Annotated in this window: 12 protein-coding genes; 10 read left to right on the top strand and 2 right to left on the bottom strand. The window is 73.5% G+C overall.

The annotated features are described in order from the left end of the window. Nucleotides 1-23: 23 nt before the first annotated feature. Nucleotides 24-1,031 (bottom strand): ABC transporter ATP-binding protein, encoded by a 1,008-nt coding sequence (locus BLT76_RS08180; RefSeq protein WP_090853610.1) that lies wholly within the window; start codon nt 1,029-1,031, stop codon nt 24-26. A 4-nt stretch (nt 1,032-1,035) separates the two neighbouring features. Here BLT76_RS08180 and BLT76_RS08175 point away from each other — a divergent pair, with 4 nt between their 5' ends. The 5 genes from BLT76_RS08175 (at nt 1,036) to BLT76_RS08155 (ending at nt 8,523) form a co-directional block, all read left to right on the top strand. After that, on the top strand, nt 1,036-1,743 hold the full coding sequence (locus BLT76_RS08175; protein ID WP_244509315.1) for an ABC transporter permease: 708 nt from the start codon (nt 1,036-1,038) through the stop codon (nt 1,741-1,743). Then, nucleotides 1,740-2,516, top strand: a complete 777-nt coding sequence (locus tag BLT76_RS08170; protein ID WP_090854469.1) for an ABC transporter permease — start codon at nt 1,740-1,742, stop codon at nt 2,514-2,516. The genes BLT76_RS08175 and BLT76_RS08170 overlap by 4 nt, the downstream gene beginning before the upstream one ends. 51 nt (nt 2,517-2,567) lie before the next feature. Continuing rightward, on the top strand, nt 2,568-3,533 hold the full coding sequence (locus BLT76_RS08165; protein WP_090853603.1) for an ABC transporter substrate-binding protein: 966 nt from the start codon (nt 2,568-2,570) through the stop codon (nt 3,531-3,533). Between the two features lie 90 nt (nt 3,534-3,623). Then, complete coding sequence (locus tag BLT76_RS08160; protein WP_090853600.1) at nt 3,624-4,892, top strand: glycosyltransferase family 2 protein; 1,269 nt, start codon at nt 3,624-3,626, stop codon at nt 4,890-4,892. A 67-nt stretch (nt 4,893-4,959) separates the two neighbouring features. Then, on the top strand, nt 4,960-8,523 hold the full coding sequence (locus tag BLT76_RS08155) for a bifunctional glycosyltransferase/CDP-glycerol:glycerophosphate glycerophosphotransferase (protein ID WP_139175446.1): 3,564 nt from the start codon (nt 4,960-4,962) through the stop codon (nt 8,521-8,523). A gap of 30 nt (nt 8,524-8,553) precedes the next feature. Here BLT76_RS08155 and BLT76_RS08150 read toward each other — a convergent pair whose 3' ends face one another. Beyond that, the gene (locus BLT76_RS08150; RefSeq protein WP_244509314.1) at nt 8,554-9,969 is read right to left on the bottom strand and encodes a bifunctional cytidylyltransferase/SDR family oxidoreductase; all 1,416 of its coding nucleotides are present in this window, start codon (nt 9,967-9,969) and stop codon (nt 8,554-8,556) included. Nucleotides 9,970-10,136: 167 nt separating this feature from the next. Between BLT76_RS08150 and BLT76_RS08145 the strand changes: the two genes are divergently transcribed. The 5 genes from BLT76_RS08145 (at nt 10,137) to panD (ending at nt 15,412) form a co-directional block, all read left to right on the top strand. Continuing rightward, nucleotides 10,137-11,300, top strand: a complete 1,164-nt coding sequence (locus BLT76_RS08145; protein ID WP_090853594.1) for a sulfotransferase — start codon at nt 10,137-10,139, stop codon at nt 11,298-11,300. Continuing rightward, complete coding sequence (locus tag BLT76_RS08140; protein ID WP_090853591.1) at nt 11,297-12,985, top strand: glycosyltransferase family 61 protein; 1,689 nt, start codon at nt 11,297-11,299, stop codon at nt 12,983-12,985. The genes BLT76_RS08145 and BLT76_RS08140 overlap by 4 nt, the downstream gene beginning before the upstream one ends. Before the next feature lie 188 nt (nt 12,986-13,173). Next, a complete protein-coding gene (locus tag BLT76_RS08135) occupies nt 13,174-14,100 on the top strand; it encodes a Rossmann-like and DUF2520 domain-containing protein (protein WP_211752809.1) in 927 nt (308 codons plus the stop codon). Next, a complete protein-coding gene (gene panC, locus BLT76_RS08130) occupies nt 14,097-14,993 on the top strand; it encodes a pantoate--beta-alanine ligase (protein ID WP_090853585.1) in 897 nt (298 codons plus the stop codon). The genes BLT76_RS08135 and panC overlap by 4 nt, the downstream gene beginning before the upstream one ends. Further along, entirely contained in the window at nt 14,993-15,412 is a 420-nt protein-coding gene (panD, locus tag BLT76_RS08125) for an aspartate 1-decarboxylase (RefSeq protein WP_090853582.1), read from the top strand. Before panC ends, panD begins: the two co-directional genes overlap by 1 nt. Nucleotides 15,413-15,421 lie beyond the last annotated feature (9 nt).

Genomic DNA, 15,421 nt, shown 5'->3' with positions numbered 1-15,421 from the left:
GTCCACCCGCATCGGCGGCGGACTCACGCCGACTCGGCGTCGGCGAGGGAGGCGCGCAGGGCGCGGTGGATGCCGTCGGGGGTGAGGACGCCGACCACCTGCGGGCCGTCCTGGACGCCGATCACGCCGCGGTCGTCGCGCAGCAGCACGGCGAGCGCCTCCTCCAGCGAGGAGTCGACGTCGATGACCGCGCCGAGGGCGCCGGTGGTGACGCCGTCGACCGGCTCGAGGTGGGCGCGGTCGATGCGGGTCACGCTGAGCCGGCGCAGGCCGCGGGTCGAGCCCACGAAGTCGGCGACGAAGTCGTCGGCGGGCCGGCCGAGGACCTCGGCGGGGGTGCCGTACTGCGCCAGCCGGCCGCCGGTGGCGAAGACCGCCACCCGGTCGCCCATCCGCACCGCCTCGTCGATGTCGTGGGTGACCAGCACGACGGTCTTGCCGAGCTCGCGCTGCAGCCGCAGGAACTCGTCCTGCAGCCGCACGCGTACGACGGGGTCGACCGCGCCGAACGGCTCGTCCATCAGCAGCACCGGCGGGTTGGCCGCGAGCGCCCGCGCGACGCCGACGCGCTGGCGCTGACCGCCCGAGAGCTGGTGGGGGTAGCGGTCGGCATACGTCGCCGGCTCCAGGCCGACCAGGTCCATCAGCTCCAGCGCCCGTCGGCGGGCGGTGGCCTTCGACTCGCCGTACAGCAGGGGCACGGTCATCACGTTGGTGACGATCTTCTGGTGGGGGAAGAGCCCCACCTGCTGGATGACGTAGCCGATCCCGCGACGCAGCTCGACCGGGTCCTGGCCGGTGACGTCGCGGCCGTCGATCTCGATCGTCCCGGTCGTCGGCTCGATCAGCCGGTTGATCATCTTCAGCGTGGTCGACTTGCCGCAGCCGGACGGGCCGACGAAGCAGACCAGCTCGCCCTGACCGACCTCGAGGTCGAGGCCCTGGACGGCGACGGTGCCGTCGTCGTACGTCTTTCCCACGCCCGACAGGCGGATCATCGCGTGGTCGTCCGCCGAACGGGTACGTTCCATGACCGTGACAGTACCCACGCTGGTCGCCCCGGCGGCGGAGCCGAGCTGCTACAGCCGGCTGACCAACGAGTGGATCTGCGGGCAGTACCTCTCCGACCGCCAGGACCAGATCGTCGACGCGACGGTCCAGCACCTCGCCATCACCGTCGCGGCGGTCGTCCTCGGGGTGCTGATCGCCTTCCCGCTCGCGCTGCTGGCCCGGCGCTACCCGCGCCTGGAGTCGACGGTGCTGGGCGTGAGCACGGGCGTCTACACGATCCCGTCGCTGGCGCTCTTCCCGCTGCTGGTGCCGTTCACCGGCCTGTCGCCGACCACGGTCGTGATCGGCCTGGCCCTCTACGCCCTGACCGTGCTGGTCCGGGCGATCCTGGAGGGGCTGCGGTCGGTGCCCGACGAGGTCCGTGAGTCCGCGACCGGTCTCGGGTACGGCGCCGGCCGGCTCCTCCTGCGGGTGGAGCTGCCGCTGGCGCTGCCGGTGATCATGGCCGGCCTGCGGGTCGCGACGGTCTCCACGGTCGCGCTCACCACCGTCGGCTCCCTGGTCGCGTACGGCGGGCTCGGCAACCTGATCAAGGACGGCGTCAGCACCAACTTCCGGGCCGAGCTGCTCACCGCCTCGGTGCTGTGCGTGCTGCTGGCCCTGGTCCTCGACGTCGTGCTCGTGCTCACCCAGCGCGTGCTGACGCCGTGGACGCGGGGGGTCGGCGCATGACCGTCCTCTCCGACGCCTGGGCCTACCTCACCGCCGGCGACAGCTGGACGGGCGACACCGGCATGCTGGCCCTGCTGCTCCAGCAGCTGCTGCTCACAGTCACCGCGCTGGGCCTCGCGATGCTGGTCGGGCTGCCGGTCGCGCTGTGGCTGGGGCACCTGGGTCGCGGCGGCTTCCTCGCGATCAACATCTCCAACATCGGCCGGGCGGTGCCGACCTTCGCGCTGCTGGCGCTCCTGGTCACCGCCGACTTCCCGGGGGCGCAGGAGTTCGGGCCCTACGGCCGGGCCGGCCTGGCCACCCTGATCGCGCTGGCGCTGTTCGCGCTGCCGCCGATCATCACCAACGCCTACGTCGCCGTCCGCGAGGTGCCGGCCGACGTCCGCGAGGCGGCGACCGGCATGGGCATGACCGGCTGGCAGCGGTTCGTGCGCGTCGAGCTCCCGCTGGCCCTGCCGCTGGTGGTCTCGGGCGTGCGGCTCGCGCTGGTGCAGGTGTGGGCGACCGCGACCATCGCCGCGCTGGTCGCCGGGCCGGGACTGGGCCGGGTCATCACCGACGGGTTCTACCGGACCAACTACGGCAAGGGCATCGCCGGCGCGGTGGTGGTCGCCCTGGTGGCGCTGCTGCTGGAGCTGCTGGCCGCCACCGCGCAGCGATTGTCGGACCCGGCCCGCCGGGGATCGTCACCGAATCGAGACCTGTCGGGTGAGGTGGGAATGTCGGTGACCGCTTCTAGTGTTGCGGACGACGCCGGCACCGTCGGCCGATAGCTGCATCCGGACACGCGTGGCGACGACGCCGCGGGACACAGAAGGAATCTCATGCTCGTACGACGCCAGTTGGCCGCGGTCCTCTCGGTCAGCACCCTCTTCCTCGCCACGGCCTGCGCCGGTGACGACCTCTCGTCGGACTCCGCCGACGACCCGGCTCCCTCCTCGGACTCCTCCGACGCCCCCGCGGGCGGCGGCGAGCTGACCCTGGCCGGCCAGAACTTCCCCGAGGCGACCCTGGTCGCCTCGATGTACGAGCAGCTGCTCGAGGACGCCGGCTACACCGTCGACGTCAAGCTGGTCGACGCCCGCGACGCCTACATGTCCACGTTCCCCGCGAGCGTCGACGTCGTCCCGGAGTACGTCGGCGGCATCGTCAACTTCCTCAACTCGCGCGAGAACGGCGCGGAGGCCGAGCCCTTCGAGGCCGGCGACGGCGACCAGCTGGCCAGCGACGGCCAGGCCCTGCTCGACGGTGCCGGGATCTCGCTGCTCGACGTCTCCCCGGCGACCGACACCAACGCCTTCTTCGTCACCCAGGAGTACTCCGACGAGAACGGCGTCACCAAGCTGTCCGACCTGAAGGGCAAGTCGGTCAAGCTGGCCGCGGCGCCCGACTGCGAGGGTCGCCTCGACTGCGAGGGCGGCCTGAGCGAGCAGTACGGCATCGACGTCACCGACTCGCTGCCCCTCGGCTACGCCAGCGACCAGACCTACCAGTCGGTCCTCGACGGCGAGTCCGAGCTCGGCGAGACCAGCACCACCGACGGCACGCTCGAGGAGCAGGGCCTGGTCGTCCTCGAGGACGACCTGCAGATCCAGCCCGCCCAGAACCTCGTCCCCGCCGTGAGCACCGCGTTCCTCGACGAGCACCCGGACCTGGCCGACGTGCTCAACCCGCTGATGGCGGCGCTGACCACCGAGAACCTCACCGAGCTCAACGGCCGGGTCGCGGTCGACCGCGAGCTTCCTGAGGACGTCGCAGCTGACTTCCTGACCGCCGCCGGCCTGCTCTGACGCCGGATCCGGACCCGACACCGGCCGGCCCGTCTCCCCTCGTGCAGGGGCGGACGGGCCGGCCGTCGGTCATGAGGCAGAATCCCCGCCGTGCTCCGTGATCTGCTGCCCGGCGGCCCGGGCGACGAGCTGACGCCGCGTCTCGGCGTGCTGGCCCGCCCGGCCCCGCTCCCGTCCCGCGAGCGGCGGCGCCGGGAGAAGGAGCGCCGGGAGGGCGTCGTCAGCGTGGTGATGCCCGCCTACAACGTGGCGCCCTACATCGCCGACGCCGTCGCGTCCGTGCTGGGCCAGAGCCACCGCGAGGTGGAGCTCGTCGTGGTCGACGACGGCTCGACCGACGGCACCCGCCAGCTCCTCGAGGAGCTGGCCGCGTCCGACCCGCGTCTCCAGGTCCACACCCAGGCCAACGGCGGTCCCAACGCGGCGCGAAACCTCGCCCTGAACCACGCCCGGGGCGAGTTCCTCACCTTCCTCGACGGCGACGACGTGGTCCTGCCGGGGGCCTACGCGCGGCTGGTCGGCTCGCTGCGGGCGACCGGCTCCGACTTCGCGCAGGCGTCGTACCTCCGGCTGCGCGGGAGCGAGCAGGAGCCGCCGATGCCGTGGATCAGCCGGGCGCACGGCCAGGAGCTGCTCGCCGCGTCCGTGACCGACCGGCCGTCGATGATGGTCAACGCGGTGCAGTGGAGCAAGGTCTACCGCCGGTCCTACTGGGACGAGGCCGTCCGCGAGTTCGCGGAGCCCGGCTACTACCAGGACCAGCTGGTGAGCGCGCGCGCGTTCGGCCACGCGCGCGCCGTCGACCACCTGGTCGAGCCGACCGTGGCCTGGCGCGCCCGCGACGACCGCAGCTCGATGACCCAGCAGGTGCTGTCCACGGCCAACCTGCGCGACCGCTTCCGCACGGCCAGCGAGGCGCTCGACATCCTGGCCACGGTCTCGGGTCCGAAGCTCCACGACGCGCGCCTGACCCAGTACCTCAACAACGACTTCGGCTCCACGATCCGCCGTGTCGAGGAGGCCCCCGACGACTACTGGCAGGCGCTGGTCGCGGAGGTGCGTGCCTTCACCGCGCTGGTCCCCAAGCAGGCGTTCTGGGACCGCATCTATCCCCAGCACAAGGTCGTCTACCACCTGATCGTCGAGGAGCGGCGATCCGACGCCATCGCCTTCAACGAGGCGGGCGGGCGGGTGATGAGCGACTTCCCCTACCTCGACCTCGAGGACGCCTGCTACCTCCGGCTGCCGCTCTGGGACGACCCGTCGCTGCCGCGCCACCTCTTCCGGCTGCCGCCCCGCTTCACCCGCGGGCTGCGCAGCGGCGAGCGCGAGTGGCCGGCCGGTCGGGTCGACGCCTGACGCTCGCCACCCGAGCGGCCGGTAGCATCGGTCCGCCCAGCAGGAGTCGTCGAGAGGAGAACCGTCGGTGCGTCCACGGCAGCGCGTGGCCGAGGCCCTGGTCCGAGCCGGCAAGGCGACGCCCCGGGGCATCCGCGGCCCGATCGGACGGGCGAGCCGACGCTTCCGCAGCGGGTGGGGCGACCCCCTGGTGACCGTGGTCCTGGCCGTCAGCGACGAGGAGACGACCCGGATCGGTCCCCAGCTCGACGAGCTGCGCGGCCAGGTCTACCGCAACCTCGAGGTGCGGGTGCAGCCGTGGGGCCGCAGCACCGAGGTACGACGGATCGCCGGCGAGCACGCCGACGCCGACTGGCGCATCCGGATCGCCAAGCACGACGCCCCGGACGCCGCGTCCGCCCGCAACGCGGGCGCCGACGCCGCGAAGGGTGCGTACCTCCTCTTCGCCGGGGGCGGCGACAACATCCCGCCGAAGGGCCTCGACCGGCTCGCCCAGGTCCTGCAGCGCTCCGGCTCCGACTTCGCCGTCGGCCGGATGGTCCTTCCGCCGGGGCCCGCGGGCCGGCACGTCGACTCGCCGTACCGCGCCGCCCACGAGGTGGAGCTGGTCGGCACCGATCTGGCGGCCTCGCCGATCGCGGTCACCGACCTGGGCCTCGGCAACCGCCTGCTCCGCACCGAGTTCTGGCGCTCGTCCGGCCTGCGCTTCGCCCCCGACCGGGCGCGCGGGACCGATGTCGCGCTGGCGTCGTACGCGAAGGCGCGCGCGTTCGACCTGCTGGCCGAGGACACCTACGTGCCGGTCGGCCGGCGCGACGGTGTGAGCGTGGGGTCGATGACCGACGTGCTCGCCGGCCTGGACGCCTGGGTCGAGGAGCACGAGCAGACCTGGGCCCAGCTGGAGGCGCTCGGCGCCGACGACGTCAGCGACTGGTGGCTGTGGGGTGTCCTCGACACCGCGATCCAGCCGTTCGTGTCCGATGTCGAGCGGGCCACCGAGGAGCAGTGGACGCGGCTGCGCGAGCACGCCCGGCTGCTGGTCCGCGAGGGCGGCGACGCTGCGTGGCGCTCCCTCGGCGCCGAGTCCCGGGTCCGGCTCTGGCTGCTGCAGGCCGGGAAGCGCACCGAGCTGGAGGAGCTGGTCACGGGCCGGCTCTTCGAGCGCGACAACCGGCCGACCCTGGTCGAGGACGGCGTCGTGGTCGCCGACCTGCCCTTCCGTCAGGACCCCGAGGTCGGGGTCCCCGACGACTGCTACGTGATGACCGAGCAGGAGACCCCGCTGGTCGTGGTGCTCCGCAACGTCCGGTGGGCCCCCGGCGACCGGCTGCAGCTCGACCTGGCGGCGTACGTCGACCACGTCGGCCTCCCCGACTTCCCGGACCTGCGGGTCGAGCTGGTGCGCGGTGACGAGCGGGTCGCCCTCGAGGTCGAGCAGTACGTCGACTGGTCGATCAACCCCAGCGAGGGCCGGATGTACCAGGACCTGGCCCGCTCCGCGGCCCGGGTCACGGTCGACGCCCCCGCGCTGGCCGAGCTGACGCGGTCGGGCCCGGACGGGACGGCCCGCTGGACGGTCGAGGTGCAGCTGGAGACGCAGGGGCTGACCCGCCGCGGCGGGATCACCCGCTTCGACGAGCGCTCGGTGGCCAGCTCCCTCTGGCACGGGTACGTCGGCGGCCGCCGCTTCGGCGAACAGCGCGTCGACCCGACCCGACGCGGGGCGCGCTTCCGCGTCGAGGTGCGCCCCGACCACGGGCCTCGGCTCGTCGAGGCGCGCGTGAACGGTCGGCGCGTCGTCGGTGCGCTGCGCCCCGGCACCGCTGCCCTGCGCGCGATCCAGGTCCAGATGGGCAGCCTGGAGAAGCGGGTGACCCTGCGGCCCGACGGCGACCTGCTGCGCTTCGACCTGGAGGTGCCGCAGCCCTGGGTGGGCCGCGAGCACGCCCGCTGGGACCTGCGGGCCGTCGGCGCGTCCGGCGACCTGCTCCCCGTCGGCTGGCCGGACCAGGAGGACCCCTGGCTCGCCGTGGGCGAGGGCGGCCTGGCGCTGAGCCGCTCCGGCACCGGCGACACCGACGTCGTCGAGGCCGACGGCGTCCTGGTCGTCCACGGCCTCGAGCTGGCCGACGGCGCCCTCGACCTGACCGGCTCCTGGCTGGGCCGGCCCGCGGCCCGGGGCCGCGTCGAGCTGCTCGGCCCGGCCCGGCTCACGGCCGACCTGACCACCGGGTCCGACGGCCTGGTCCACGCCGCGCTCCCGACCGTCTGGGATCCGTGGGGCCTCGGTCCCGCCCCGGTCCCCCCGGGCGCCTACACCTTCGAGCTCGACGGCGTCCCCGGGTCCGCGGCCCGGGTGATCTTCGACCCGGGGACCCTCGACCGCCTCCTCGGCTTCTCCGTCGCCCACGGCTTCCGCTTCCGGCCCGCGCGCTCGGCCCGTGGCCTCGGCGTCCAGCTGCTCCCGCCGCTCGCCGACGACGAGCGCGGCCCGTTCGCCCAGGCCAGCCTGCAGGCCTGGGCGCGCACCCACACCGAGCCGGTCGACGAGCAGGCCGTCTACCTCCAGTCGTACGACGGCGCGACGGCCACCGACAGCCAGCTGGCGATCCACCACGAGCTGCGTCGTACGCACCCGGAGCTGACGATCTACTGGGGCGTCTCTGACAGTGGCTCGCAGGTGCCCGAGGGCGGCGTCCCGGTCCTGATGCGCTCGCGCGAGTGGTACCGCGTGCTGACCACCGCCCGCTACCTCTGCCTCAACATCGACGTCGACCGCTGGTTCTTCAAGCGGCCGGGCCAGCAGCTGCTGCAGACCTTCCACGGCTACCCCGCGAAGTCGATGGGCATCCGGATGTGGGAGGCCAAGGGCTACACCCCGCGCCGGATCGCCCTCGAGCTGGCCCGCACCTCCGGCGACTGGGACCTGATCCTCACCCCGGCGCCCGAGATGGACGTCTACTACCGCACCGAGTACGAGTACGACGGCGCCATCCACAACCAGGGCTACCCGCGCGACGATGCGCTGGTCGCCCCGGACGCCGCGGAGCGGCGGGCCGACACCCGCCGTCGGCTCGGCATCGGCCCGGAGCAGAAGGTCGTGCTGTACGCGCCGACCTGGCGCGACGACCTGGCCACCGACTGGCGCTCGGCGGAGATGATCCACCACCTCGACCTCACCGCGGCCAGTCGCAAGCTCGGGCCCGACTACGTCCTGCTGATGCGCGGGCACCGCTTCCACGCCCGCCCGGACGCCGAGGCGGCCACCCAGGCCCGGCTGCTCGACGTCAGCGGCTACCCCGAGATCAACGACCTGATCCTGGCCTCCGACGCCGCGGTGCTCGACTACTCGTCACTGCGCTTCGACGTCGCCCTGGCCCGCGTCCCGACGCTGTTCCTGGTGCCCGACCTGGCGGCCTACACCGGCGGCGTGCGCGGCTTCCTCTACCCGTTCGAGGACTCCGCCCCCGGCCCGCTCCTCGACACCGCCGACGAGGTCATCGACTGGCTCAAGCGGCTGCCCCGGCTCGCCGAGGAGTACGCCGGCGCGCAGGAGGACTTCCACCGCACCTACAACGCGCTGCAGGACGGTCGCAGCGCCGAGCGGGTCGTCCGGGCGTTCTGGGGCTGAGCGGCCCCGCCGCGCCCGCGGCGGCGGGGCTCAGGCCTCGTCGTACGCCGTCTCCTGCATGGCCAGGGCGATCGGGTCGGCGCGGCGCAGGTCGATGAGGTGGCCGGTGCCGCCGGCGATCAGGGTGTCCAGCGAGGCCCGCGCGACGGCGGTGGACTCCAGCAGCGAGTCGGCCGGCTCCTCGCCGAAGGCCTTGGTGCGCATCGGGGTGCCGGTGCGCTCGGGGTTGATGCAGTTGACGCGCACGTGGTCGGCGGCCCACTCGTCGGCGAGCGCCTGGGTCAGGTTGACCGTGGCGGCCTTCGCCGAGGAGTAGAGGCTGTAGCCGCTGCGGCCGCGGGTGTAGGAGCTGGAGGTGAAGAGCAGCAGGCTCCCCCGGGTCTCCTTCAGCAGGGGGTAGAACTCCTGGGCGATGAGGATCGGGCCGATGTAGTTGATCTCGGTGGCGGCCCAGATGGTCTCGTCGCTGGTCTCGACAAGCGTGCCGCGGGGCAGCACGCCGGCTGTGTTGACGACGTAGTCGACCCGGCCGTGCTCGGCCACGACCTGCGCCGCGGCGCTGGCGATGTCCGCCCGGCGCTGCACGTGGGTGCCGGTGGTCGAGCGGCTGAAGGCGACCACGGTGGCGCCGTACTCCTCGCCGAGGCGGGCGATGTCGGCGCCGATGCCGTAGCTGCCGCCGAAGACGACCATCACCTTGCCGGCGAGCACCTCGCGGTAGGCCTCGGGCTCGCGGGTCGGGGGCAGGTCGCTCTGGGCGAGCTGGAAGAGCTTGTCGGCGAGGTAGATGTCGATCGGCTCGGTGACCTTCATGTTGCGCTCGTCGCCCGGGACCACCCAGATCGGGACGTCCGGCTGGTAGCGCAGCACGACGGTGCAGTCGTCGGTGGCCTCGAAGTCGGGGTCGAGCTCGGCGCGCGCGTAGGCGGCCTTCAGGACCGAGGCGAGGAAGGCCTGCGGGGTCTGCCCGCGGCGCAGCGACGCCCGCGGCGGGATGTCGCGGATCGTGTTGTCGGGGGCGACCTCGATGATCGTGTCGGCCGACGGGATGGCGACGTCGACGGCGCCGTACGTCTCGAGGGCCTCGAAGCAGTCGCTGATGATCCGCGGACTCAGCAGCGGGCGTACGGCGTCGTGCAGCAGCACCTTGCAGTCCTCGTCGCCGAGGGCGGCCAGCGCCCGCCGCGTCGTGTCGTTGCGGGTCTCGGCGCCCTCGAGGATCTGAGTGACCTTCTCGTAGCCGCCCGTGCGGACCATCGCGTGGACCGCGTCGAGGTGGCCCGGGGTCATCAGCACCAGGATCTCGTCGACGTCCTCGTGGGCGTCGAGGATGGCCAGCGTGTGCTCCATGATCGGTCGTCCGGCGATCTTGATGAGCTGCTTGGGGACGTCGAGACCGACGCGGACGCCGACCCCGCCGGCCAGCAGAACGGCCACGTTCTTCACGAGCAGGTGATCCTTCGGTGGACGGCAGGAGGGCGTCGAGCAGCCTACAACGCGGGCCGGGCCCGGTCGGGGGCCGTACGGGCGGGGATCTCTCAGACCGCCGAGATAAGGTCGGACCCGTCCTGGTGGCCCCGGGGCGGACACCAACGAGGAGTTGACGGGTCGACATGCGCTCAACGGGGACGGCGCCGACGCTGCCGGACGGGTCGAAGGTCATCCACATCGGCATGCCCAAGACGGGCACGACCGCCCTGCAGACCGCGCTGGACGCCGTCCGCGAGCAGATCGCCGAGGACGGTGTGCGCCTCATCGGCAAGGGGCGTCACGAGATGAAGACGGCCCTCGCCGCCGCGGGCACCCTCGCGCCGTACTACCAGGACCGGCGCGAGGAGCGCTGGCAGGAGCTGGCCACCAACTTCCGCACCTCCGACTCCCGGGTGACGATCTGGTCGAGCGAGGCGCTGTCCCAGGCGCTGCCGGAGCGGATCCCGCACATCGCCGAGATGCTCGGACCCGACGTCCACGTCGTCATCACCCTGCGCCCGCTCGCCCCGCTCCTCGCCTCGCAGTGGCAGGAGGTCATCCGCCGACGCGGCCTGGAGACGCTCGACGAGTGGCTCCGCCGGCACTTCTCGTGGGTGTCGCTCGACGGTGAGGTGCACACGACCTGGACCCGGGTGATGCCCGAGCTGCACCGCTTCAGCCTGCGTCGGCTCGTCGAGCAGTGGGGCTCGGTCTTCGGCGAGGACCGGCTGACCTTCATCGTGTCCGATCCCCGGGACCGCACCACCAACCAGCGCGCCTTCGAGGCGCTGCTCGGGCTGGGCCCGGACACGCTCACGGCCGAGGAGCGCGCGAACGCCTCGCTGCCGATCGCCGAGGCCGAGCTGCTGCGCCAGTTCAACATCGCCTTCACCGAGCGCGACGGCGACCACCCGACCTACATGAACACCGTGAGCCGGTCCGGCAAGCTCGCCATGCGCGAGCTGACCGGACTGACCGGCCAGCCGATCCAGGCGCCGCGGTGGGCGGCCGAGCGCTGCAACGACTACACGCGGACCTGGATCGAGGCCGTCGAGGCCTCGGACGCGACGGTGGTCGGCGACCTCGACCACCTCCTCGTCGACCCGGCCGACTACCCCGAGGACATCAGCCCGCCCGACAGCATCAGCGTCACGTCGGCGGGCCTGATCTCCGAGCTGCTCTTCGAGTCCGGTCTCCACCACGTCCCGGAGTCGCACAGCCTTCCGGGTCTGGACCGCTACCCGGGCGGCGACCTGGTGCGCGAGCTCGCCCGCCGCGCCCGCCAGCGGGTGGGACGACGTCGGTGAGGGCGCGAGCCGCCCGGGCCCTGGCCACCGTGCCGGGTGCCCGCCCCGTCGTACGTCGCCTGCGCGGGGGTCGCGCCGCCGTCCGCGGGTTCGCCCGCCGCCGGCGCTACGCCGAGCTGGCCGGCCTGGTCGCGTCCGCCGCCGGCGGCGATGCCGTGGTCGTGGTCCTCGGCCCCGCCAGCCCTCGGCTGGTGGCCGCGATCCGCACGGCCTCTCCCCGGGCGCAGGTGCGGGAGGTCGTCTCCGCCGACGAGGAGCGGCACCTCGAGCTGGCGCTGCTCGGCCGGGTCGACGTGATCGTCGACCAGGAGGACGTCGCCGGGCGCCGGCACCGGTTCGAGGAGACGTTCTTCCACCTGCGGGCCGGTGGCTCGTACGTCGTCCCCGACGGCGCCGGCGAGCTGGCCGGCGGTCCCCGGACGCTGGGCGAGCTGCTCGACCCCGACGCCACCCGGCCGCGCGGCCCGCGCCGGGCCCGGATCCGCGTGCGCGACCTGCGCGAGGTCGTGGCCCAGCACGTCACCCACCGGGTGGCCGGACCGGACCTGGTGCTCAGCCACGACGCCGACGGCGTGCTGGCCAAGATGCGCGAGAGCGAGTTCAACGCCTACCTGGCGGCCGGGACGTCCCGGCACCGGCTGCTGAAGACCATCCCGGCCGGCAGCCCGCCGCCCGCCCCGCCCGGCACCGAGGGTCCGGTTCCGCGACGACCGCCGATGCACCGTCGGATCCAGCCGGCGGAGCTCAGCCTGCGCGACTACCGCGACGTGGTCGTCGGCCAGTGGCAGCGGGTGGTGTCCGACGACCTGCTGCTGCCCGACACCTTCCGGCACAACCAGTGGCCCGAGCTGGTCCACACGAAGCTGGTCGAGTACGGCCCGCGGTTCGCCGTACCCCGGCCGCGGATGCCCGCGGACGCCCCGCGCCTCGAGGGCACCTTCCTGCACCTCGACAACGAGTTCCGCGGCCACTTCGGCCACCTGCTCACCGAGAGCCTGTCGCGGGTCTGGACCTGGCGCGAGGCGCTGGCGATCGACCCGGACGTGCGGGTCCTGGTCGGGGCGACCAAGCCACGGCCGCGTCCCTTCGAGTACGAGCTGGAGCTCTACGAGGCCGCCGGCATCCCGCGCGACCGGATCGTCGTCATCGACCACCCGGTCCGCGTCGACCGGCTGATCTCCGGCACGCCGATGTTCAGCCACCCGCAGTACGTCCACCCGCTGATCGCGGAGACCTGGCGCGAGGTGGGCGACAACCTGGCCGCGAAGGCCGAGGACCGCGACTGGCCGCGCCGCTTCTTCGTCGGCCGGCGCAGCGACAAGCGCGCCTGCCTCAACGGCGCGGACGTCGAGGCGATCTTCGGCGAGTACGGCTTCGAGGTCGTCTATCCCGAGGACTTCACGCTCGGCGAGCAGATCCGGCTCTTCCGGGCCGCCGAGGTCGCGGGCGGGTACGCCGGCAGCGGGCTGTTCCAGATCGCGTTCGTGCCCGACCCCACCCACGTGATCATGGTCGGCGCGGCGACGTACACGCCGCGCAACGAGTACCTCATGGCCGCCGTCCACGGGCATCGGGTCGAGGCCGTCATCTGCCGGCCGGGCGGTCGCAGCATCCAGTCGTCGTACACCTTCGACGTGGAGCGCGAGGGACCGTTCCTGCGGAAGCTGCTCGACCGGCTGCCCTGACCCTCCCTCTGACGCATGGCCGACAGGCGTGTCGGTTACGTCACACGCGATCCGGTTCCGCGGAGCGAGCGCCGGACGTAGCCTCGAGTCGGAAGCAAGCATCGCTACAACCCGTCCGGTACCCACCCCGGCTCCGTCCTCGGACGGAGTGGTCGGAGGGACTGGAACGAGAGATGTGGAGCAGCAACATGGTCCAGCAGTCCCCGCGACCCAGGCGCGTCGGCGTCATCGGTGCCGGCCGGGTCGGTGCCGTCCTCGCGGCCGGGCTGGCGAGCGCGGGTCACCCCGTGGTGGCCGCCGCCGGCGAGTCCGACGCGACGCGCGCGCGGATCGCCGCGCTGCTCCCGGGCGTCCGGCACGCGAAGCCGACCGACGTCGCGCGCGCCAGCGAGGTGCTGCTGCTTACGGTCCCCGACGACATGCTCGGCAACGTGGTCTCGATGCTGGCCGCGAGCGGCGCGCTGCGCCCGGGCCAGGTCGTGGTGCACACGTCGGGCCGGCACGGGCTCGCCGTGCTCGAGCCCGCCCGCGAGGTCGGGGCCCGCGTCGTGGCGCTGCACCCCGCGATGACCTTCACCGGCACGGCCGTCGACCTGGGTCGCCTGGCCGGCTGCGTCTTCGGGCTGACCGCCGCCCCAGCGGAGCGCGCGCTCGCCGAGAGCCTGGTCGCCGACCTCGGCGGCCGGCCGATGTGGGTGCCCGAGGAGATGCGCACGCTCTACCACGCGGGCCTGGCCCACGGCGCCAACCACCTGGTCACGCTGGTCAGCGAGGCCATGGAGATGCTGGCCGCCGCCGGGGCCGACGACCCGGCCGGCACGCTCCGCCCGCTGCTGACGGCCGCGCTCGACAACGCGCTCGCCCACGGCGACGCCGCGCTGACCGGACCGATCGTCCGCGGCGACCTCGGCACCGTCCGCGCCCACCTCGACGACCTCGCCACGAACGCCCCGCACACGCTGCCGTCGTACGTCGCCATGGCGCGCGCGACCCTGGCCCGCGCCGTCACCGACGGGCGGCTCGTGCCGCTGCGCGCCCTGCGCATCCACGAGGCGCTGACCGAAGCGCTCGCCGACGCTCCCGCCCTGCCGATCCTCCCGGCCGAGACGCGATGAGCCGCGGGCCCGCCCTCGCGCACACGCGCGAGGAGCTCGCCGACCTGCTCGCACGCGCCCGGGGTGCGGGGGAGCAGGTGGGGTTCGTGCCGACCATGGGCGCGCTCCACGAGGGGCACGCCAGCCTGATGCGGACCGCCCGCGAGCGGGTCGGCACCGGACCCGTGGTGGCCTCCGTCTTCGTCAACCCGCTGCAGTTCGCCGCCGGTGAGGACCTCGACCGCTACCCCCGCACGCTCGAGGCCGACCTCGACGTCTGCGCGCGCGAGGGCGTCGACATCGTCTTCGCGCCCAGCGCCGAGGAGGTCTACCCGGGGTGGCCCCAGCAGCGGGAGCCCCAGGTCACCGTCGAGCCCGGACCGCTCGCGACGCTGCTGGAGGGCCGGGTCCGGCCCGGCCACTTCAAGGGCGTGCTGGTGGTCGTGGCCAAGCTGTTCGGCCTGGTCCGCCCCGACGTCGCGGTGTTCGGGCAGAAGGACTACCAGCAGCTGGTCCTGGTCCGGCAGATGGTCGCGGACCTGTGCATGGGCGTCGACGTCGTCGGCGCCGAGACCGTGCGCGAGCCCGACGGGCTGGCCCTGTCGAGTCGCAACCGCTACCTCGACGCCGACCAGCGGGCCGAGGCCGTGCACCTCAACCGGGCGCTGCGCGAGGCGCAGGACAACGCCCGGTACGGCGTCGCGGTCGCGCTCGACGCCGCCCGCGCCGAGCTGCGGCTGGGCAAGGGGGTCGACCTCGACTACCTGGTCGTGACCACCCCGGCGCTGGCCGAGCTGCCGCCCGTCGTACCGCCGGGCACGGAGGCGCGGATCCTCGTCGCCGCCCGGCTCGGCGCCACCCGCCTGATCGACAACCTGCCGCTGGTCCTCGGGACCACCGGGGAGGACGCCTGATGCTCCGCACCATGATGAAGAGCAAGATCCACCGCGCGACCGTGACCCAGGCCGACCTCCACTACGTCGGCTCGGTGACCGTCGACGAGGACCTCCTCGACGCGGCCGACCTGCTGCCCGGCGAGCTGGTCCACATCGTCGACGTCACCAACGGCGCCCGGCTAGAGACCTACACGATCGCCGGCGAGCGCGGCTCGGGCGTGATCGGCATCAACGGGGCGGCCGCCCACCTGGTCCACCCCGGCGACCTGGTGATCCTGATCGCCTACGCCCAGGTGGAGGACGCGGAGGCCCGCGAGCTGCGCCCGCACGTCGTCTTCGTCGACGCCGACAACCGGGTCCTGGCCACCGGCCTCGACCCGGCCGAGGCCGTCGCCGGCTCCGGTCTGGTCCGCGGTGACCGGCTGGTCGAGCGGTAGCCTGCCCGA

The sequence above is a fragment of the Nocardioides lianchengensis genome (assembly GCF_900101465.1).
Classification (GTDB): Bacteria; Actinomycetota; Actinomycetes; order Propionibacteriales; family Nocardioidaceae; genus Nocardioides; species Nocardioides lianchengensis.
The sequence above is the reverse complement of the archived record's forward strand: the minus strand, read 5'-3'. Positions and strand labels throughout refer to the sequence as shown.